Here is a 22,208-nt window from a genome sequence, read left to right on the forward strand (position 1 = left end):
GGCGAACAACATTTAATATTAAACCTTAAACCTAAGAAGCTGCCAACTCGGGAGATTGGCTTAAGCTACTGATGATTTGGGATATTTGAGCGATCGCTTGTTGTTGAGAATCACCTGTTTTCTGGATGTGATTCAGAGCATTTGCGATCGCATCCAGCTTCTGTCGAAGTTCATTGAGAGCATCTTGCAATGGCTGTAGGGTTTTTTCATAGAGATGAACTTTGCCCCAAAGTTGAGCTACCTTCACCTGATTGGAGAGCCAACTTTCCTCCAAATTTTTTACCTGAGCCAGCTTAGCATCCTTTTCTTGGGTTTGTTGATTCATCAATTCTTCAGCTTGGCTAACCCTAAGGCGCATCTGTTCAATTTCTCGTTCTAGTTGTTGCAATTGATCTGACTGTTGTTTGCACTGTGCTTCTAGTTCGATCAAAATTGGTCCTAAGTCAATTTTCTGGTTTTGTTGACCATTACTATCCACAATTCCTTGCCGCAGTCGCAACACTCGTAGGTGCTGATTTAGAATTTCTTCTCGTTCCCATAGAGTCCGGCGTTGACCCACCAAGGTTCTGTCCAGCATCTGGTAACGGTCTTGCTCATCTGCTAACTGGGTTTCTAGACTAATACGATCGTACTCACTAGCGACCCTAATCTGTTCTTGTAGTTCTTCAATCCCTTGGTGTTGGAGTGTTAGTTCTTCTTCTTGGTCATTGACGAAGCGTACAACTTTTTCCAAATCCTGCTGCAAATTCTGAACTATATCCTGTAACTCACCCAAGGGCATTTTTTCTAGTGCTGCAATATCCACCATTTGGCTAATCTTGACATCCCCTGATGTTGCTGCCATTCGAGCCAGTTCTTGGTATAATTTTTGCTGAGTTTGGAGTTGCAGACTCACCATCCTAGCTGATTCAACCTTGATCTCTAGATTGGTTTGCTGCACTTGCCTTTCTCGGTTTGCCTGTTCACAGGATGCTTGTAATTGTTGTAGTTGTTGGGTTTGATGTTGGACTTCTTCCCCTTGACCCTTAACATCTGCTTCCAATTTTTGAGCTAATAGACGCTGTTCATTTAACTGCTGCCAGTGAGTATCCAACACCGAATGCTGATGCTTGACGACTTCCAAGGCTTGATTCAGTGGTTCCCAGACAGATTGTGTTGATTCTGCTCCTCCTGATAAGCCATTGAGCAATTGCTGAATCACACCAGCCTGCTGAGCATCTAAACCAGCAGAGTATTGACCATCTGAAACTTGTTCTTCTAAGCGTAGCTGCTGTCCCCGGAGTTGTTCCCAAGCCCCTTCAAGCTCCTTACTTTTACGCTCCAATTCTTGGCTGAGTTTAGCAGTTTCTGTCTGAGAACTTTCCAGTTCTTGGCGTTGTTGCTCTATTCTAGAAAAATCCTCCTCCATCGTTTGCATCTGCTCAAGCCGTGCTTCCATTTCCATCTCGCGACGGTTGAGTTCTTGACTTTGATAGGTCAAAGATTGCTTCCACTGCTCAATTTCTTCTTCCTGGTTTTTTGACTTTTCTAGCAAGCGAGAGAAATTTTGCAATAGATTGACTAACCTTCCCCCCGCTGCCTCGATTGTCCCCTGTATTTGTCGATTCCCACTCAGGTTAACAATCACCAACGCACCATCACCAAAGTTATTGGCTTGTTCTGTCGGAAGCACTTCCTCCCCAGACACCTTATTCCAACTCTGGTCAGTCCGCTGAAAAGCCAGCAGTTTGAGTTCGGCCTGAGCTCTACCCATAAACCCAGTTTTCTGCTTTCTTACCTCTGCGAGATACAGCACACTGATCGTCCTCTTTTAATTGTATTGTGCCCAATTCTTGATTAACACATTTGAACGCTTAACCCCAAAGGGGTTACAGGGTGGTAATTTTCGGAGATTATTGGTCAACCGATCTATTTTTTCTCCTTAAGGCTATTAGTCCTTTAAAGGATGACGGCAGTCAGTATATTTAGACACTTAATGTATTTTAAGGTATTTCCCAGACTTGATCTGCGAATCAATAAAGGTGATCAGAATAGAAATAGATTGATGAGGATAGTCTTAGGAATCTTCCCACAGAGGGGGTATAGTTTCCCCAACCCGTCTAGTTTCCCGAACCATAGATTTTATCCACCCAGAGGGTCGAATTTTCTAGATTGAACATAACATCTTACCCCATCACTTTCTTCCCTTGTGCCTAATCCCTATTCAAATAAATATACTTAATTTATATGCTTATATGTTATCCAATGGTGTTTAAAGTCCTAACCTATAACCTTGGACATCTTAGCTTAAGTTTCCAGTAACCGTCAAAATCCCAGTCTTACCGCTAATCAGTTACTTCGCGCTTTGGTTAGCTGTCTGCAGCCATGCTAAGCTTCCACCAGTTGGCTTACAGAAGTGATTCCTTAGCAACTCTCCTAGCCTCACCCAATTTTTGGGGATATTTTCATTGTACAGTTAAGCCATTTCTTGAGCAAAGATAGATCAGTACCAGTTTATGGGCATCCTTTAACTCAATGACAGGTCATAATCTCAGATACATCAACAGGTTGTTAGGAGCACATTGTCTTTAAATGCAGGGAACTTTGAGTGAAATTGATATCCGTAGCATCCTGCAACTGATCGAGCTAGGTCAGCGAACCGGGGAACTCTTAGTCGAGGCATACAGCTCTCACCCTAGTAGCAAGGCTAGCAATAGTGGCAGTCATCGTTTTGCCTCAGGTAGACTTTACCAGCAGCCAAAACTACCAAGTCCCGGTCCTTATTGGTTTGTCTTCTTCCTGAATGGCCAGATTGCCTATGCTGCTGACAGCGATGGGAGCTTGTCGCGCCTGCATGATTATCTGCGCCGCTATAAAGCCAATGATGCTCTCAAGGAATTGGAAAGTCTGTCCATTGCGGCTACCAATGCTCTAGAGTATGGTTATCTTTGGGCTTTGTTAGAAAAGCATGTGATCACACCAAACCAAGGGCGAAGCATTATTCAAAGCATGGTTAATGAAACCCTTTTTGATTTGCTGAGCTTTCACCATGGCTACTTTGTATTTGAAATTGGTCCGGCATTAGCACCGCAACTTACTACCTTAGAAATAGGACCATTGGTCACAGAGATTATGAAGCAGGTGCAGGAGTGGAAGCAATTGTGCCCTCATATCCAATCTCCCCATCAGTGTCCAATGATTACTGCCCATGACCAGTTACAGGCTACACTGCCCGAAAAATCCTTTAGACTCATCAGCAGTTGGGTAGATGGCAAAACTTCTCTACGCCAGTTGTCCCGTTATCTCCATCGCGACCTGATCACCGTAGCTCGGGCTATTTATCCCTATGTACAACAGGGGTCAATCCAAATGGTGACCCCCAAAGAAGCAGATACGCCAGCCATTGAAGAGCAATGGGAGTTGAAGAAAGTTACACGATCTGTTGTCTGTGTTGATGATGATCTCGCAGTTGGAAAAGCTGTGGAATATACCCTAGAAGCCAAAGGTTATAAAGTTACAGCAATTCAGAAGCCCCTAAAGGCTCTGAGTCAGGTTTTTCAACTCCAACCGGATCTCATCCTCTGTGACCTAGTAATGCCTGACCTAGATGGTTATGAGCTTTGTGGCATGTTACGCCAATCCAGAGCATTTCGGCAAACCCCCATCATCATGCTCACAGGCAAAGATGGCTTTATCGATCGCGTCAGAGCCCGGATGGTAGGCGCAACTGACTACTTAACGAAGCCCTTCGGAGATCATGAGTTATTGATGCTTTTGGAGAAATACATTTGGTCGAGGTGACCAACGAACAATGCCAAGATAGTAATGCCCTGACCAAAGAATTAGATCAAGGGGAAAATATTGCTGTGTCAGCCTTTGAGTTATTAATACAGGCGTCTAACCCATCAGTTCATTAACCAACACTATCCTAATTAAACCCACTGGTCAAGCTAGGGGCTTCCACAAATTCAAGAAAAATCTAGTCTTTCTTGGTATCACCACCAATAGATGAGCGATACTGTAATCATGATTCAGTTTATAGACCCAAATCGGGCTATGGTTTAATTTCACGACCTTTCCCGAGGGTCGAGCTAGGAGTTATGAGTAAAGTTTTAGTTGTAGAAGACAGCCTTGCTCAACGGCAGATGATCTCAGACCTCCTCAAAGGTAGTGGTTTGAAGGTGGATGTTGCCAGTGATGGTGTTGAGGCTTTAGAACATATTTTAGAGTATTGTCCAGATGTAGTTGTCTTGGATATAGTGATGCCACGCATGAATGGCTATGAGGTCTGTCGGCGTCTTAAGGCTGACCCCAAAACTCAGAATGTGCCAGTGGTGATGTGTTCTTCAAAAGGCGAAGAATTCGACCGCTATTGGGGCATGAGGCAAGGTGCAGATGCATACATTGCGAAGCCTTTTCAGCCAACGGAGTTGATTGGAACAGTTAGACAGCTACTCAGAAGATAAATATATTGGTATTTGACGGTAATGGTTGCTAATCCGGACTTTGTAACTGAATCGGCTCTTGAACAAGCCCCAGAATTGCAGGAATTGGAAAGTCCTGAAGGCGAACTATACCTGCGGTTTTATCTGCCATCTGGTGATGAATTTGCTCTGCCTGCTACTGGTATCAAAGAGGTAATTGACCCTTGTCCTGAACAAATTACTCCTATTCCTAATGCTTCCCCTCTATTGTTGGGGACCTTCAATCGACGTGGGCGCGTAATTTGGGTCTCAGATCTGGGTCAGTTTCTAGGGGATAAAACGGTTTTAAATACAGACCGTATGGAAATCCCCGTTATTGCTATTGAAGATCAAGACACTATGCTGGGGTTGGCAGTTCAAAAAATTGTCTGTACAGACTGGCTGGATGTGGAAAAGTTACATATGCCTACCAATGTTGCCGATAGTATGGCTCCTTTCTTACGCGGTGAGTGGTTGCTAGATATTGAGTCTAATCAGGTTCTGCGACTACTTGATCATGTGGCTATTATACGCTCAGCAAGGTGGGCAGCCTAAAACTAATTATTAAAAATTGAACATTAAAAATTAGTGGGATTAATTATTATTAAACATTAAATTAATTTTTAATGCTTCGGGAGGAGGTAAATGGCATCCAGTATAAATTACCCCCAGCAGTATGGGGAAGCCGAAAAAGCCTATATGCAGGGCAAATACCAAGAAGCGGCAACACTCGTTGATCGTTTGATTGAGTATTTCCCTAATGAACCCAGTGCGTTGCTACTGCGGGGTCATATTTACTGCTATGGTCTACAGCAGTACGATTTGGCTCGGCAACAGTATGAATCAGTACTCAATCTGACCTCTGAACCAGATTTTGTGAATTATGCCAACAACGGTCTAGAGTACGCCCAGCAATCTACAAATGGTGATCAGGAGGCTGGGTTATCACCTGATGATGATGTCAATACATCACAGCTAAAACTAGATGATACTGAGGAGTTGAGTGCAGAACCCACAGCAGGAAATTGGCAAGACTTCGCTGATTTTAATGATATCAGTGAATTTGACCCGGAAAGCTTAAGTTTTGAAAACACAGGGGTTGATGATTTTGCTTCAGAATCAACCTCACCCTTTAACGATTCTTTTCAAGATTCCACTAGTGATGAAGGCACCATAGATTATCAGTCTTCTTCTAATCTAGACCCCTTTAGTATCGTTAGTGACCTAGAAGAAGACAGTGAGGATTTAGAGAGTTGGGAAATTGCCTCTGAGGATTTAGAACTCGATGTGAACCCTGTCAGTAGTCAGACTTCTTATAATGGCACAGAAGGACACTTTCCTGAACTCTCTCAAGAGGAGGGTCTACAAACATTTATGGTGTCTCCTGAAGTTAATTTAGACGAAGATATATCTTATGGTTCAGAAGAGTTAACTAGTGAATATAGCACAGTTGAGTTTAACGTCCTGGCTGAAGAAGAATTAGAATCCCTGCCGGATTACGAGTTTAGCGATATCGAGGAGCAATCAAAGAATTCCTTTGTTGAAGCTGCAACCCTGTTAATGAATTCAGCAGAGCTTGAGGAGCATTTTTACCCGACTCCAAGTTCTGAGCCTACCGCGACTACCCAAGAAAATTATGCCAGCACCGAGCAGTCTTTGGAACCTGAGGAACCAACGGGGGATACTCAAGCCTATGCTGACAATCAAGAGGACTTAGAATATCTCAATGATGAGGCGACTGACTCTACTGAACCCTATTTATCGGAAAACTATGGCTCGGATGAGCAACTTTTGGACTCAGCTTACGAACAAAATGGGTTCAACTCTCCAAGGCCAAACCAAATTAATTTGGAATCCTTTGATGATGATTCTTGGACAATGGATGATGTAACGGAATCAGAAGAGGAAATATTGTCAGGAATTGAAGCACATCAAGGGGTAAAAGAGGGTTTTTTAGATGAGTTTGACCTATTTGATGATGATTTAGATTCAATCCCTGATTTCTCTGTTGATGATCAGCAACCACTGTCCAATGAGAGTGGTGACAATAGTGATTTTGATGTCTTAAGCAGTACTGGCTCAACACTCGGAAGTACTGGGTCAATGGATATGAACACCAGTGGTGTAAGTGCTGTAGCCAATCATGATTATCCGTCAGCCACTGGCAATGAGGAGCTATTTAGCCTTAGTAGTGCCACCGAGCCAATTCCTATTTATAATCCCACTAAAGACATTGACAAAGAGCTAGTTGTTAGTATTGAGCAAGGTCCACTAGCTCCGATAGAAAACGCTCCTGTCAACCAGAAGAATTGGATGACTGCCTTGATTACTGGCGCGGTCTCAATGGTGGTGGTAGCGGCGGTTAGTGCTGGAGCTCAATACATGGTTCGAGATGATCCATCCTTCAAAAATCATGTGCGAAATACTGGTATTATGATGACCCTAGCCGCTGGTGTTGCCAGTTTTGGTACGACTTTGGCTGTGGGGAATATTACAGCTAGGCAGATTAGACGTAGTACCGAAAACCTGAAAACCCAGTTTGAAGGAGTCTCTCAGGGTAATCTCAATGCCCATGCTACGATTTATTCCCAGGACGAATTGGGTCAGTTAGCCCATAGTTTCAACCAAATGGCCAGAGTCATCTTGACAACGATGACTGAAGCACAACGAAAGGCAGAAGAGCAAGAACAGGCCAAAGAAGACCTCCAACGCCAGGTAATTCGATTGCTTGATGATGTGGAAGGGGCAGCACGAGGGGATTTAACCGTACAAGCAGAGGTAACTGCTGATGTTTTGGGGGCAGTTGCTGATTCCTTCAACCTGACCATTCAAAACCTACGGGAAATTGTACAACAAGTCAAGCAGGCAGTCCGTCAGGTGACCAAATGTTCCACCGATAGTGAGTCCTTTGCCCGTAGTTTGTCTTCTGATGCTTTACGGCAAGCTGAGGAACTGGCCGTAACCCTGAACTCTGTACAAGTGATGACCGATGCTATTCAGCGGGTGGCAGAAAGTGCACGAGAAGCTGAGGAAGTTGCACGCTCAGCCTCGGCTACCGCTCTCAAAGGTGGTGAGGCTGTGGAGCGCACTGTGGCAGGAATTTTGCAAATTCGTGAAACAGTAGCAGAAACGACTCGTAAAGTCAAGCGTTTGGCAGAATCTTCCCAGGAAATTTCTAAAATTGTTACATCGATTTCTACCATTGCCTCCCGAACGAATTTGTTAGCACTCAATGCTAGTATTGAGGCGGCAAGAGCTGGAGAAGCTGGTCGAGGCTTTGCTGTTGTTGCAGATGAGGTACGACAGCTCGCTGATAAGTCAGCCAAAGCACTCAAGGATATTGAACATATTGTGTTGCAAATCCAGAGTGAAACTGGTTCAGTGATGACCGCTATGGAAGAAGGCACCCAACAGGTGATTGAAGGTACTAAACGAGCAGAACAAGCCAAGCGATCGCTCGAAGATATTGTGCAAGTGGCAAACCGGATCGATGCTTTAGTACGTGCCATCACTGCGGATACTATCGAGCAAACTGAAACATCCCGTGCTGTTGCCCAAGTGATGCAATCCGTTGAGTTAACCGCTCAAGAAACCTCCCAAGAAGCCCAAAGGGTTTCTGGAGCTTTGCAAAACCTGGTCGGTGTGGCGGGAGAGTTGCGGACATTTGTTGAGCGTTTCCGTGTGGAAGCGAATGATGGGAAATGATTGATTAATGGCTAAAACTTCCAGCCTCGGGTTATGGAGTCAGCGTTTACTGGCGGCGATTTTCTTAGCTGGGCAAGTGATACTTCATCTACTGACTGGGAAGATTCACCGCCGCAATACTATCGAGCAAATGGTAACCGTTGGACCAGAGTCTCTGATAATTGCTCTGCTCACTGCTACTGTAATTGGTATGGTGTTTACCATTCAGGTAACACGAGAGTTCATTAATTTTGGTGCCACCAATGCCATTGGGGGAGTCTTGGCTCTGGCTTTGGCTAGGGAATTGGCTCCGGTTTTGACTGCTGTGGTTTTAGCAGGACGAGTTGGCTCGGCATTTGCTGCTGAAATTGGTACGATGCGCGTTTCAGAGCAAATTGATGCTTTGTATATGCTCAAGACTGACCCGATTGATTACTTAGTGATTCCTCGAGTTATTGCTTGTTGTCTGATGCTGCCAGTGTTGACGATTCTCGCCATTGTGACTGGTATGGTAGGAGGAGTAGTCCTGGCTCAGAATATTTATGGTATTCCCCAGTCTGTGTTTCTTGATTCCGCTCGTAACTTCCTAGGAATTTGGGACTTGTTCTCTGCTGCTATTAAATCTGTAGTGTTTGGGCTGTTAATTTCTGTGATTGGTTGTAGCTGGGGGTTAACCACGACAGGAGGTGCTAAGGGTGTAGGTCAATCTACCACCACTGCTGTGGTTACTGCTTTGCTGGCAATTTTTATTAGCAACTTTTTCTTATCATGGTTGATGTTCCAAGGCATGGGTAGTGCGGTAATTAGCTAAATCAGCTAAATCGGTTGTTGATCGTTAATTGTTAATTGCCCAAAAGCAATGAGTTAACAGACACTCACAAACCAGTAATCTTTCCTCAAGGTCTGTAGCTGTTGAAAATTCCATAAAACCTGACCTGATCAGGATTAATCCACAGATCAGTTAATTTAAAATAGAGCAATCGACCGCTACAGGAAGGGCGATTCCTTTTCCTTTCCGAAACTTCCCATAGCTCCACTTAACCCTATTGTCCACACTGTTCAGTTCTACAACTTCACTAATGTCCCAGTCGTATTTTGATACCGAAAGCAAAACTCACAAGTCCTTTGAATTACCCGGTGCTAGACCCCAATACAATCCTGACCGCCCAGGACAAGTGGAGCATATTTTCCTGGATTTAACTCTGGATATCCCCCTCGAAAGGGTTAGCGGTACCTGCACTATCACCCTCAACCCAATACGCGGCATTAAACAGCTAGTACTTGATGCGGTCAACTTGACTATCGCTTCAGTGCAGGTTGACCAAATCCCCCAACCCTTTGACTATGATGGGGAACAACTAAAGATTCAGCTACTTAACCCGGTTGTTGTTGGAAAAGCGATTAAGATTGCGATCGCATACAGTGTAGACAACCCCCAGCGGGGTATTTACTTCATTCATCCAAACCAACACTACCCCAACAAACCCACCCAAGTTTGGACCCAAGGAGAAGATGAAGACTCTCGCTTCTGGTTCCCTTGTTTCGATTATCCTGGTCAACTTGCTACCTCCGAAATCCGGGTTAGAGTGCCAAAACCCCTGATTGCTATCTCCAACGGGGAACTAATTGCTACAGAAGAAGACGGGGATGAAACCATATACCATTGGCGGCAACAGGAAGTTCATCCCACTTACCTGATGACTCTAGCAGTAGGGGACTTTGCGGAAATTCAGGATGAATGGCAGGGCAAACCAGTCAACTACTACGTGGAGAAGGGGCGAGAGGAGGATGCTCGCCGCAGCATGGGCAAAACCCCTGGAATGATAGAGTTCTTGAGTGAAACCTTTGGCTATCCCTACCCCTATCCGAAATACGCCCAAGTCTGTGTAGATGACTTCATCTTTGGTGGTATGGAAAACACCTCCACCACTCTGCTAACAGACCGTTGCTTGCTCGATGAACGAGCAGCTATCGATAACCAACGGACTGAAAGCCTTGTGGTTCATGAACTCGCTCATCAGTGGTTTGGGGACTTAGTGGTGATTAAACACTGGTCCCATGCCTGGATTAAGGAAGGGATGGCATCCTACACAGAAGTATTTTGGACCGAACATGAGTATGGTAAAGATGATGCTGCCTACTACCTACTCAATGAAGCACGCAGTTATATCTCAGAAGATAGTTCTCGTTACCGCCGCCCCATGGTGACCAATGTCTATCGAGAAGCTATTGAACTCTACGATAGGCACCTTTATGAAAAAGGTGCTTGCGTCTATCATATGATTTGGGCAGAGTTAGGGGAAGACTTGTTCTGGAAAGCAATCCAAACCTTTGTTCAAGATAACGCTCACAAAACCGTAGAAACCATTGACCTGCTAAGGGCGATTGAAAAAGCTACCGGTCGTAATCTGTTGTTCCTATTTGACCAGTACGTCTTCCGGGGCGGTCATCCTGAATACAAAGTTGCCTATTCCTGGGATGGGGATAGCCAGTTGGCTAAACTTACAGTAACCCAAACTCAGGCAAAAGATAGTAACACCGGTAGCGATAGTGAGCTATTTGACCTGAAAATCCCGATTGCCTTTGGTTACACCAAGCTCGAAGACGATTCTCCTGTGAAAACGTCTAATGAAACCTGTCTACAGACATTTACAGTCAGGGTTCATCAACGGGAACAAAGTTTCTATTTCCCACTGGAGAAAAAACCTAACTTGATTAGCTTCGACCATGGGAATAATTATCTCAAAACCGTTTCCCTAGAATATCCAATAGCCGAACTCAAAGCCCAGCTGAAATTTGACCCAGACCCCATCTCCCGTATCTATGCAGGAAAAGCCTTGGCGAAAAAGGGAGGATTAGAAGCAGTAAAAGCCTTGTCTGATGCCCTAAAGAGTGATTCATTCTGGGGTGTTCGTTTAGAAATAGCCAAACAATTAGCTAAGGTAAAACTAGATCAAGCCGAAGCCGCCTTAATTGTTGGCTTGTCCGACTCAAATCCCCGTGTGCGTCGTGCCGTTGTCCAAGCCTTGGGTGAAGTGAAGACTCCAGAAAGCTACAATGCTCTCAAGCAATTACTAGAAAAAGGGGATGCCAGCTACTACGTAGAAGCCTTAGCAGCCAGGTCACTTGGGGGAATGGTTTCGGCAAGCCTTAAGGATAGAGAAGATGAAGTCATCCAATTGCTGAAAAAAGTACTCCAAGAACGGAGTGGTTGGAATGAAGTAGTACGTGGCGGTGTCATTGCTGGCTTAAGTCAAATTAAATCCTCACCCATTGCCCTAGACGTAATTTTAGAATATACCACTCCTGGCATACCTCAACCCCTTCGTCTAGCAGCGATTCGAGCTTTAGGAGACATTTCTAAAGGTCAGAGTCCCAATAAAATAGAGTCGATCCTGGAGCAATTAGAAGAAATGTCCCGTGAAACCTTCTATTTGACTCAAGTGACCATAGTTCGGGCTCTAGGAAAAATGGAAACCCCAAAAGCCATGGATATTTTGCGATCGCTTTTAGAGCATACGCCTGATGGGCGAATTCGTCGGATTGCCGAAGAAGCCATTCAGAAAGTTCAGAAAACCATTGGCTCTGACAAAGCCATTAAACAGCTAAGAGAGGAACTTAACAAACTCAAAAAAGATAATCAGGAACTCAAAAGCCGCCTGGAAAACTTGGAAGCTAAATCTAATTAAGATTGATAATTAAATTTCTACAGTGAACACTGACCCTGATGGTTGATTATTTTCTACAAATATTCTACCACCATGGGCTTCAACTGCCATTTTACAAAAAGTTAATCCCAGACCAGTTTGAGAAATTCCAGTCATTAAATTTCCCACATCGTATTTATCAAAAATACGTTTTCGCAATTCTTCTTCAATCCCAGGCCCAGAATCAGCAATGCGAATTATAGCTTGGGGTTTGGGATCTACTGGATAATCTACTTGCAGTAGAATTTTACTTTGTGAAGGAGAAAATTTGATGGCATTTGAGAGCAAGTTATCTAAGACACGGCGAATTAAATTGGCATCAATTAAAAGAGTCTTACTGGATTCTGGTAGCTCGCTAACTAGCTGAATGTTTTTCTCGTGAGCAATGGCTTGGAAATCTAAGACTACCTCTTGTTCGAGTGCATTGAGATCCACGAAGTCTCTATGAAGCGTAAGTTTTCCCGATTGTAACTTCGCCATCATCAATAAGTTATCCGTCATTGAGCGCAGCTGGAGAGCTGACTTCAAGATTTGTTCAGTCTTTCTTTGCTGTTTTTTTTCAAGTTCAGTTTGCTGCAAAATCTCACAAGATATGATAATATTAGCCAAAGGATGCCTCAAATCATGCACGATCATATGAGACATATCTTCCCTCAGCTGTAGAGTAGCAGCTAGCTGATCATGTTGTTTTTTAATCCGCAACATCGAACGCACTCTAGACCGCAGTTCGAGTCCACTAACAGGTTTACCTAGGAAATCATCAGCTCCTGCATCCAGGCATCGGGCAAGATCTTCCTTAGAATTCAGAGCCGTTACGATAATAATTGGGATATGGTGCCAGTTTGGGTGAGACTTGATCCGATGGCAAACCTCTATACCATCAAGTTCTGGCATCATCACGTCCAATAAGATTACGTCCGGCTGAATTTCCTCTAGACGGTTCAATGCCTCTTCACCACAAGAGGCATAGCTCAAGTTGTAACCTTCCTTGAACAGTAGAGCCTCAATGACATCAAACCCACAGGGTTCATCATCAACTACTAGTATAGAGTTTTGACTATTCATCAATAACACCCTTTATGCGCTTGAATAGTTGATCATATTAAATACAGATGTTTGGGATTGATTTTGGTTAATATCCATTAATATATAGCAAGTCTTATACCCATGAGGTACAAATCTCTGGTTTTTAGGGACTTCGGAGCAGGGACTTCGGAGCAGGGACTTCGGAGCAGGGAAGAGGGAAGAGGGAAGAGGGAAGAGGGAAGAGGGAAAAAATAATGTGTACCTCATAGCTATGAGAAACGCTATAGCGTTTTTAAATAGGTTGTAAACACAGTTATGGCAGAAATTGGCAAGCCTAAAATACGCAAAAGGCAATATAAGAAAGAGATCTAGAGTTTTATTGAACAATCAAAAAAGACCTCCCAGGTTTACATTTCATTTATAAACGCTATATACTATTAATTTATATACCAACCATGGATTAGTAGGTTTAAACCTACTTGGAACTGATAACTTAATGATTAATCACGCTAATCACGAATAACTAATGCAAATAACTAATTACTAACTAATTGCAAATCCTTAACCTCTACATGAACATACTTTTGAATAGTACTGACTAAGTTCTTAAGACTCACTGGTTTAGAGATGTATTCGTCCGCGCCAGCCCCTAGGCATTTCTCCTTATCTCCTGGCATCGCCAGTGCTGTTACGGCAATAATGGGAATAACCCTCGTTTCCTGATTGTCTCGAATTCGCTTAATCGCTTCAATACCGTCCATATCTGGCATCTGAATATCCATCATAATCAGCTGTGGGTGATACTCTTTAGCTTGGCTAATCGCTTCCCAGCCATTCTTGGCTAATATCAACCGATAGCCTTTGTTGAGCAAGTAATCCCAAATCGTCTTAATGTTAGTTTCATTATCCTCTGCAATTAAGATTAACGGTGACTCTGGAGCTTTGTGAGGCGTAACCATCAGAGCAGTTTCGCCATGCTTGACTGACTCTGGTGTTTCTAAAGGACCCAAAATTTTGCTAATTGTTGAGCGCAACAGTTGGCGGGAAACGGGTTTAACCAGATATTCAGACGCACCCATCTCCAACGCTTGCGATCGCTCATCCACTACAGAAAGAATAATCACTGGGATGTGTTCGGTTTGGGGATGAGCTTTTAGCTGAGCCAAAACCTTCCAGCCAGACACCTTCGGCAATTGCAAATCTAGGATAATCACCCCTGGGTTGACCTGTATAACCTGCTCGAGAGCACCTTCTCCTTCAGGGTAAGTCAAGGTTTGTAGCCCTATTTCCCTGATATAGCGAGAAATCACTTCAGCTGCAGTAATAGAGTCTTCGATGATCAGCACTTGGGGATTGGAGATGCCAGATTGAGTAAATTGGCTTAGCTGTTCCAAATCACTGTGGTATTCTCCGTTTGCCTGACCGCTTTGTTTGATCGGCAGAGTTACTGTGAAGCAACTACCTTGACCCACTTCACTCTCGACATCTACCCTACCCCCGTGAATTTCTATGGTTCGTTGCACCAAAGCCAAACCCAATCCTGTACCGGCGTAGCGACGAGACAGACGGCTGTCAATTTGGACGAAGGATTGGAATAACTTACGCATATTTTCTTGAGCAATGCCAATACCAGTATCAATGACACTAAAACAAATAGTGTTTCTCAATAAGTCTTCCTCAGCTTTTAAAATAACGCTTCCTCCGGTTGGGGTAAACTTCACAGCATTGCTGAGCAAATTGATCAGGACTTGTCGGATACGTCGCTCATCCACTTCTATTTCCCATAGCCTCTCAGTTACCTGAGAAGTCAGCTTAATATTTTTGTGATGGGCTTGGTTTCTAACAAACATCAAGCTGGAATTGCAGAGTTTTTGGAGGGAAACAGCACCGATGTGGAGTTCCATCTTCCCAGATTCAATTTTGGCAAGGTCAAGCAGATCATTGATTAGTTCTAGCAAATGTTGACCACTGCCCTGAATTGTGCTGAGAGACTTACGCTGCCTATCTGTAATTGAACCATACACTTCCTCTTGCAAAGCTTCTGATAAACCAAGAATGGCGTTGAGGGGAGTACGTAATTCATGACTCATGCTAGCCAGAAACTCGTCTTTGAGACGAGTAGCCCGTTCTAACTGGGCATTAGCCAGAGCCAGTCTTTGATGATTTTGCCGCATCTGCTCTTCAGCATTTTTACGCTCTGTAATATCTCGACAGACACGGATTAAACCACCATCCTCAAGTAATGTTAGAGAAAATTCCTCAGCAAATGTGCTACCATTCTTGCGCACAGCCGTAGCTTCTCCACTCCATTTTCCTGTTTTAAACAATTGGGGAAAAACTGACTTCTCAATACGCTCAATTTCTTCTGGCGGATAAATCATATGCCATTGTTGACCCACCAGTTGATCCGGTTTAGTGTAGCCAAACAATTCCAGGTGAGTCTGATTGAGGTAAAAGTATTCACCTGCTGGATTAACTAATGCTATGCCATCAGTAGCTGCTTCGAGAGCTGTTAACTGACTTTTGAGAGCTTCTTCTGCTTTTTTACGCTCTGAAATATCGGTGTGAGAACCTGCTATGCGATAAGGCTTAGCTGTTTTATCCCACAGCGCCGCTCCACGAGTCAGCAGCCAACGGTAGGTGCCATCTTTGTGTAAAGCACGGAACTCTTCTTGATACTGAAAAAGCTTGCCCTCTAGATAATTATTAAAACTCAGTAAGGTTTGCTCTAGGTCGTCTGGGTGAATAATCTCTGTCCAGGATTCAAACGTATTGCTAATTTCATCATCTTCATACCCCAACATACTCTTCCAACGAGGGGATAAATACATTTCACCAGTTTGGAGATTGCAATCCCAAATCCCGTCGTTGACTCCTTCTACAGCTAAGGCAAATCGCTCTTTACTATCCCGAAGTTCCTGCTGAGCCTGTTTTCGTTGTTCTTCTACACCAATAGCACTGGCAATCAGGTTCAGCAGTTGTTTGTCTTCTGTACTTGGTTCTACCTGCTGCTGATACAAAACACACAGGGAACCCATTACCTTTTTGTTCCATTTGACTGCAATACCGATGTAAGTACACAAATTATAAGCTGTAATGTTGGGATCAGTTTGAGCATAAGCTGTATTCTGAAGATCCTGCTTGACAACTGACTCATCAGTTCCTTCTCTAATAACGTCGTAGCAAATACGTCCTTTTGCGCTATCCATAGTCGGGTAATCTGGCGGGACTTGCCACTGTCCTAATGTCACCAGTTGATTGTATTCCAGGCAATTATAGAGAGCAAAACTAGCATTGAGTAATTGCCCACAAACGGCTACCAGATGATTAATATTTTTGTCGGGATTGCTACCAAAATTAAGAAAGCATTCATTAAGTTTCTCCAGTCGGTCTTCAAATTGCTTCCGATGAGTCAAGTCTCGAATAACCCCTACAATATAGGGATTATTTTTAGAATCGAAGAAACGAGTTTTCTTGGTAGAAATGAAATGAAGGATACCTTTAGCATCAGTAAAGTATTCTTCATTTTCATTAACGACACCATTATTGATGACGAGTTGATCGGTTTTTCTAAAAACCTCAGCTTCTTCTGAGACGAAAAATTCAGAATCTGAATGACCTAATAGTTGCTCTCTAGAATATCCGATAAACTCACAAAAGCTATCATTAAAGAATTTCCATTTATAATATCTATCTTTTACAAAAATTGGATCAGATACTGCATTAATTATGTTCGTGATAAAGTCTTTGCTTGCTGCCAGTTCTGTGTTAGCTACTTCTAGTTCCAAGGCATGATTACTCAACTCTTGATTGAGCTGAGTAACTTGGGCTTCTACTTGCTTTCTCTGGGTGATATCTCGGAAATACCAGATTCTAGTATAGTAATCACTAGCTTCAGACACCACAGAGCCAGAGTAACGGTCAAAAATCCGACCATCATTCAAGTAAATTTCATCACGACTTACTTCGCTCGGATGTTCATACAGATACTTCAACCTGTGGATAAATTCTTTAGGTTTATTTAGCTTAGATAGCACACTTTTCAATATTTTTTGGTCGTCACCAGAGTTGAGAATCTCCTCTGGGATATTCCACATCTGACCAAAACGGCGATTGTGCCATAGGATTTTTTGGTTTTCGTCAATAACTAATATACCATCAATTGATGCCTCTTGTTGCGCCCTTAACAGAGAGTTAGTTCGTTTTAGTAAATTTTCACCCTGTTTACGCTCGGTAAGATCGCGAGCAATAACACAGTTGTATTCTTGATCATTAAACTGTAAATAATTAACCCCAATTTCTACAGGAAATTCCCGCCCGTCTTTAGTGCGATGTACTGAATCTTGCTTAAAAGAACCTTGCTGTTTCAGGTTTTTCCAAAACGGTGACCAGTTATCTTTTGACAGTAAGGTATCGATATCATAAACGTGCAACGTCAGTAATTCTTCACGGGAGTAGCCAAGGAAATTACAAGCAGCTTCATTGACATAACAAAATCGGCCATCCTGTTTTGATAAAAAAACTGCATCCCCTACCCGATCCAGAGAAAACTCGATCAGCCTTAGTGTTTCCACAGTAAGGAGACGTTCTGCAATCTCTTGCTGCAATTGAGTGTTTAGTCGTGATTGCTCAGCTGCATAACGTTCCCTTTGCTTAAAAGCAGTCAACAGACTATCAGCCATAGGATTGAAATTGATACTAAGTTTCCCTACTTCATCTTTCGTCCACACCTCTACTCGCGCTTCCAAATTGCCAGCAGCAAATTCTTGGGTAGTTTTTTGTAGCTGTTTGACCGGTTTAGCAATTGATCGTCCAAGCAAGATAGCCAAAAAGATATCTGCGATTAAGGCTATAGCAAGGACGATCAGCTCAAGTTCTAAATTATCCCTAAGAAATTGATTGAAGCAGTATTCAGTAGTTCCTCTGACTAACACTACTGTCGCTTTACTATCAAAATTAGTTAGAGCTTTAGCGACTATGATGTAAGATTGCTTACCAAAGGTTTGGCGTGCGTAAACTACCTGTGATGTTTGGGCAACTGCTTTCTCCAACAGGGATTGATCCACTACATCTAAACTCGATTCCCCTTGCTCTAAATCTTTAACATCACTGTTATCCAAAGTAGCAGTGGCTAAGTTAAATTCCCCCGAACCCTGGCGATAATAGATGGCACTATAGCCTTTGTCAACCCCCTGCAGGGTGTTGTGAACTATGGGCAATTTGCCATTGACCAAATCACCAGACACCAAGACAGCTACTATATTTCCAGTCTCTGGGTTCTTGACTGGAGTTAGTGTGTAACGAATTAGGGCGTCTTGTTCAACAAAACCATTCGGTAACTGAGGTGACTCCTTAGCTAACTCAACCCAGCTGACAATTTGACTGCTCCCAATCCCCGTTCGATTCTGGAAAACTTGACTGACTAATTGATTAGGATTAAACCTCTCTCCTGTACGGTCAGCGTTAGCATTAGCAATAATCTTGCCATTGGTACCTACTAAAGTGCCATATTCAATGTTGCGGGCTTTAATTTCGTTCCTCAGAACCCGTCTGACTTCAGCCTTGAGGGCTGCTTTGATAGGCTGACCAGAATGATGAGCGATCGCAGCAGCAATGATGGCAGCATTATCGGCTTGACTACGGAAGCCCAGCTTAGTTTGCTCAAGTTTAGAATTGTAGTTAGTCTCGGTGAGTGCTAATTGAGACTCAGCTTGGTCTCGTAGTTCGATTTGCCCTCCTATTACCATCATTGAAGCAGCGACGCCGAAGAATCCAATCAGAGAAATTAGCTCAGAGGCAAACAAACCAGTAAGCAGCTTACTACTTAGTGGTAAGTTATAAAACCACTGTAGGCAGCCTAACCGAATGTCTTGGGAAGGGTTAGGGACAGAGGGATAATCTTGCATAATCCAGGGGAAGTTGCTTACTGGCAGAGGATTTTCGTGCGTCTGTAACTGACATCCAATTCGGTAGTGCCGATTTGGTCCGCACAATCGCGGAAATAGCATAGTTGTAGATAAATCAACGTAGATAAATCAACAGATTGCCCATGCTTGTTCGCTACGATACCACCGCAATCGATATGACACCATTGTTGCTTTGTTGATTTAGCCCCGTCATGGAGGATTCTGCTGAAGTTTTAATTTAAAGACTGTCGGTGATAACACGCAAATCAGAGCTGAAATCCGAAGCTAGAGCCTCGGTTAATGTAATAATGGAAGTTGACAATTTTACCGATATATGCATCAAGAGGTGCGACCCGTGGGGAATTTAATTCTTAATGGGTCAAGCGCACCTAGAAAAAATCTATGACACAGGACTAGTAAACCTTGGCAGAAATTTGTGACCAGTTCCTCTGAAGATGACCAGATCAGGGAATGAGGGGATGAGGGGGTGATTTTGACTGGTCAGTTATTTTGAGCGTAATCTACTCAATTGACCATAATTGACTATCGGAAGTTCAGGAAATGGGCAAGTTTCTGGTGTAGGTTTCTATGGGACTCTCAATTGTCCTGGTAGCAAAACCTGCCCTAAACCTTCGATTGGACTTAAACACCAAAATATTGTATATGTACAAGTGTATACTTATTTAATAAAACGCAAAAGATAGATAAAAAACTATAAATTTCTTAGAGAGGCCTATACTCAGCGTGAGTCAGCATCAACTTGTATCTCCTGAACAGCGGTCTAATGAACCCCAAAGGTACTATGATCCACAAGCGATCGCCCGCTACTATCGTTCCAGACCTTGGGTAGTGATTTGGCGTTGCCTGAGGATTGTCTGGGGTTTCGCTAGCTTTGTTTTTAGTATTAAGTTAGACCAATGGCGCAACCGGACTGAGCAGAATAAGTTAAAACGAGCGACACAGCTGCGGAAACTTCTGACTAACCTCGGTCCAACCTTTATTAAAGTCGGACAAGCTCTTTCCACCCGTCCTGACTTGGTTCGGCAAGATTTTCTAGATGAACTGATCAAACTACAAGACCAGCTACCTCCCTTTGACAATGCGATCGCATTGTCCATAATCGAGCAAGAGTTAGGGCGCTCCATCCAAAAACTCTTTAGCCAAATTTCCCCAAGACCTGTAGCAGCGGCTAGTCTTGGTCAAGTCTATCGGGCTAAACTTCACACCGGTGAAGAGGTCGCGGTTAAGGTACAACGTCCTAACTTACGCCCTGTCCTCACCCTAGATCTTTATTTGATGCGGTGGGCAGCTAGCTGGATTGCCCCCTGGTTACCACTCAATCTCGGTCATGACCTAACTTTGATTGTAGATGAATTTGGTACTAAGCTCTTTGAGGAAATTAATTATCTCAATGAAGGTCGCAATGCCGAACGATTTGCTCTAAACTTCCAAGACGACCCCACTGTGAAGGTTCCAGCAATATACTGGCGCTACAGCAGTATCCGTGTCCTCACCCTAGAGTGGATTGATGGTTTCAAGTTAACCGATACAGAACGTATTGAAGCCTTAGGACTAGACACCGCAAGCTTGATTAAAACCGGTGTCACCTCTGGTTTGCGTCAGTTGTTAGAGCATGGCTTTTTCCATGCTGATCCTCATCCAGGTAACTTATTTGCCCTTCCGGATGGACGCATGGGCTATATTGACTTTGGTATGATGGATCAGTTAGATCAGGATACCAAAGAAACCATTGTCAGCTGTGTCGTTGATCTAATTAATCAAGATTATCAATCATTAGCCCAGGCTTTTGTTAAATTAGGTTTCTTAGCACCCAACACAGATATTCAGCCGATTATCCCAGCCTTAGAAGCTGTGTTGGGAGAAGCAATTGGTGAAAGTGTCGGAGATTTCAACTTCAAGACGATCACAGATCAGTTCTCAGAGTTGATGTACGACTATCCTTTCCGGGTTCCAGCCAAGTTTTCCTTAATTATCCGTTCTCTGGTCACTCAGGAAGGACTGGCACTGAGCTTAGATCGGAATTTCAAAATTGTCGAGGTTTCCTACCCCTATGTAGCTCAGCGTTTGCTTACCGGTGAAACTCCACAAATGCGGCGGCGTTTGATTGAGGTGTTGTTCAAAGACGGTAAATTTCAGTGGGAACGACTGGAAAATATGATTGCGATCGCTCGCTCTGATCAGAACTTTGATTTGCTACCAACCGCTCAACTTGGTTTGCAGTATCTGTTGTCTGAGGAAGGTCAGTTTCTGCGACGTGAACTGTTGTTAGCGTTAACCGAAGATGACCAACTCCATGGAGCAGAAATTCAGAGTCTGTGGAACTTAGTCAAAGATGATTTACCCCCAGAACGTTTATTCAATGTAGCTTTGAATGCACTAAGTACTATTTCCAGTGATGGGATTGGGGCTATTTTACCCAAAGCTCCTGCTGTGAGTAGCAAATAGTAGTTAGACCAACTGGCCTACAACGATATTCCTGATCATGACTACTTACTCCTGACTATTCACTACTTGTTGTTATTGTAATTAGCGCCGGTTCCCAAACGTTATAAAATTCGGTGGGTTACAGCCCGAAAGAAAATCAATGCTGCGCTTAACCCACCCTAGGAAATTATAAGATTATAGTCACCAAAACCACCGGATAGCATTCGCCGCTTTAGCAATCCGTGTCGGAATTGTGAAAATTTTTGATACCATATTCCCTACTCCCTGCTCCCTGCTCCCTGCTCCCTGCTCCCTGCTCCCTACTCCCTGCTCCCTATTCCCTATTCCCTTTGCTATCATTTTTTGCAATAATCTTCACAGGCTAGTAAAAGCATGAAGATTAGGAGTTATTTGTGTATAATTTTTGGCCAGACCCACCGTATTTTTTGTTAATTTTTGGTTTGTTTGCTGGGATTACCTGTGGGCTAGCTTTTGAAGCTACACTCAAAGAAAAAGTACAGGAATGGTATAAGACCAAATCCAGTGAAACCCTGGCTGAAATTAAAGGAATCCAGTTACTGTTCCCATTTGTGGGAATTGCTATTGGGATTTGCCTGTTTCTAGCCTCTGGGTTAGGAATTTTTGCCTTGCCCTATTGGTTGTGTTACTCAATCTCCATACCGATGACGTTGTTTATTAGTGGGCTAGTTTGGTCACAACTCGGTAACCTGTTGATTCAGTTAGAGCGAGGTGGTTCCAAAGCTCTAGATTTAGATTCCTGGGAATAGATAGAAACAGGGTTATCAGCTATCAGCTATCAGCTATCAGCTATCAGCTATCAGCTATCAGCTATCAGCATATGCGCCTAGCGTATATGCTGAGATGGGCAAATCCCCAGACTTTCAATAATATTAAGTTCTCCCAAATAAAGTTGATTTTAAGCTGACAGCTGACCGCTGACCGCTAAATGCTTACCGACTCCCGACTCCCGACTCCCG

12 protein-coding genes are annotated in these 22,208 nt (G+C 43.5%); 9 read left to right on the plus strand and 3 right to left on the minus strand.

Translation table 11 applies throughout. The features are described 5' to 3' along the window. Positions 1 to 31: 31 nt before the first annotated feature. A complete protein-coding gene (hmpF, locus tag BJP37_RS03265; protein ID WP_075896443.1) occupies positions 32 to 1,795 on the minus strand; it encodes a pilus motility taxis protein HmpF in 1,764 nt (587 codons plus the stop codon). A 776-nt stretch (positions 1,796 to 2,571) separates the two neighbouring features. Here hmpF and BJP37_RS03270 point away from each other — a divergent pair. The 6 genes from BJP37_RS03270 to BJP37_RS03295 all read left to right on the plus strand — a co-directional run bounded on the left by BJP37_RS03270 (position 2,572) and on the right by BJP37_RS03295 (position 11,815). Further along, positions 2,572 to 3,780 carry a response regulator gene (locus BJP37_RS03270; protein WP_075896445.1) on the plus strand — a complete coding sequence of 403 codons (1,209 nt, stop codon included), beginning with the start codon at positions 2,572 to 2,574 and terminating at the stop codon, positions 3,778 to 3,780. Between the two features lie 299 nt (positions 3,781 to 4,079). Next, positions 4,080 to 4,445: a response regulator transcription factor gene (locus BJP37_RS03275; RefSeq protein WP_070396243.1), complete on the plus strand. Its 366-nt coding sequence runs from the start codon at positions 4,080 to 4,082 to the stop codon at positions 4,443 to 4,445. Between the two features lie 21 nt (positions 4,446 to 4,466). Continuing rightward, positions 4,467 to 4,997, plus strand: coding sequence for a chemotaxis protein CheW (locus tag BJP37_RS03280; RefSeq protein ID WP_075896447.1), 531 nt, complete (start codon positions 4,467 to 4,469; stop codon positions 4,995 to 4,997). 90 nt (positions 4,998 to 5,087) lie between these two features. Beyond that, positions 5,088 to 8,147: a methyl-accepting chemotaxis protein gene (locus tag BJP37_RS03285; RefSeq protein WP_075896449.1), complete on the plus strand. Its 3,060-nt coding sequence runs from the start codon at positions 5,088 to 5,090 to the stop codon at positions 8,145 to 8,147. Between the two features lie 7 nt (positions 8,148 to 8,154). After that, positions 8,155 to 8,937 carry an MlaE family lipid ABC transporter permease subunit gene (locus BJP37_RS03290; RefSeq protein WP_075896451.1) on the plus strand — a complete coding sequence of 261 codons (783 nt, stop codon included), beginning with the start codon at positions 8,155 to 8,157 and terminating at the stop codon, positions 8,935 to 8,937. A gap of 268 nt (positions 8,938 to 9,205) precedes the next feature. Continuing rightward, positions 9,206 to 11,815, plus strand: coding sequence for a M1 family metallopeptidase (locus BJP37_RS03295; protein WP_075896453.1), 2,610 nt, complete (start codon positions 9,206 to 9,208; stop codon positions 11,813 to 11,815). A 9-nt stretch (positions 11,816 to 11,824) separates the two neighbouring features. Here BJP37_RS03295 and BJP37_RS03300 read toward each other — a convergent pair whose 3' ends face one another. Beyond that, entirely contained in the window at positions 11,825 to 12,898 is a 1,074-nt protein-coding gene (locus tag BJP37_RS03300; RefSeq protein ID WP_075896455.1) for a hybrid sensor histidine kinase/response regulator, read from the minus strand. Positions 12,899 to 13,395: 497 nt separating this feature from the next. Next, positions 13,396 to 18,867 carry a PAS domain S-box protein gene (locus BJP37_RS03305; protein ID WP_081431047.1) on the minus strand — a complete coding sequence of 1,824 codons (5,472 nt, stop codon included), beginning with the start codon at positions 18,865 to 18,867 and terminating at the stop codon, positions 13,396 to 13,398. 642 nt (positions 18,868 to 19,509) lie between these two features. Here BJP37_RS03305 and BJP37_RS03310 point away from each other — a divergent pair. The 3 genes from BJP37_RS03310 to BJP37_RS03315 all read left to right on the plus strand — a co-directional run bounded on the left by BJP37_RS03310 (position 19,510) and on the right by BJP37_RS03315 (position 21,998). Next, positions 19,510 to 21,231, plus strand: a complete 1,722-nt coding sequence (locus BJP37_RS03310) for an ABC1 kinase family protein (RefSeq protein WP_075896459.1) — start codon at positions 19,510 to 19,512, stop codon at positions 21,229 to 21,231. Between the two features lie 232 nt (positions 21,232 to 21,463). Then, complete coding sequence (locus BJP37_RS38325; RefSeq protein WP_158069384.1) at positions 21,464 to 21,607, plus strand: hypothetical protein; 144 nt, start codon at positions 21,464 to 21,466, stop codon at positions 21,605 to 21,607. Between the two features lie 16 nt (positions 21,608 to 21,623). After that, the gene (locus BJP37_RS03315) at positions 21,624 to 21,998 is read left to right on the plus strand and encodes a hypothetical protein (RefSeq protein WP_075896461.1); all 375 of its coding nucleotides are present in this window, start codon (positions 21,624 to 21,626) and stop codon (positions 21,996 to 21,998) included. Positions 21,999 to 22,208 lie beyond the last annotated feature (210 nt).

The organism is Moorena bouillonii PNG (assembly GCF_001942495.1).
Taxonomy (GTDB): domain Bacteria; phylum Cyanobacteriota; class Cyanobacteriia; order Cyanobacteriales; family Coleofasciculaceae; genus Moorena; species Moorena bouillonii.

What these genes read in the sequence shown, in the direction of transcription:
- BJP37_RS03285 (WP_075896449.1), top strand. Translation starts at nt 5,088, where the DNA reads ATGGCATCCAGTATAAATTACCCCCAGCAGTATGGGGAAGCCGAAAAA.
- BJP37_RS03290 (WP_075896451.1), top strand. Translation starts at nt 8,155, where the DNA reads ATGGCTAAAACTTCCAGCCTCGGGTTATGGAGTCAGCGTTTACTGGCG.
- BJP37_RS03305 (WP_081431047.1), bottom strand. Translation starts at nt 18,867, where the DNA reads ATGCTATTTCCGCGATTGTGCGGACCAAATCGGCACTACCGAATTGGA.
- BJP37_RS03295 (WP_075896453.1), top strand. Translation starts at nt 9,206, where the DNA reads ATGTCCCAGTCGTATTTTGATACCGAAAGCAAAACTCACAAGTCCTTT.
- BJP37_RS03275 (WP_070396243.1), top strand. Translation starts at nt 4,080, where the DNA reads ATGAGTAAAGTTTTAGTTGTAGAAGACAGCCTTGCTCAACGGCAGATG.
- BJP37_RS03270 (WP_075896445.1), top strand. Translation starts at nt 2,572, where the DNA reads ATGCAGGGAACTTTGAGTGAAATTGATATCCGTAGCATCCTGCAACTG.
- BJP37_RS03280 (WP_075896447.1), top strand. Translation starts at nt 4,467, where the DNA reads ATGGTTGCTAATCCGGACTTTGTAACTGAATCGGCTCTTGAACAAGCC.
- BJP37_RS03300 (WP_075896455.1), bottom strand. Translation starts at nt 12,898, where the DNA reads ATGAATAGTCAAAACTCTATACTAGTAGTTGATGATGAACCCTGTGGG.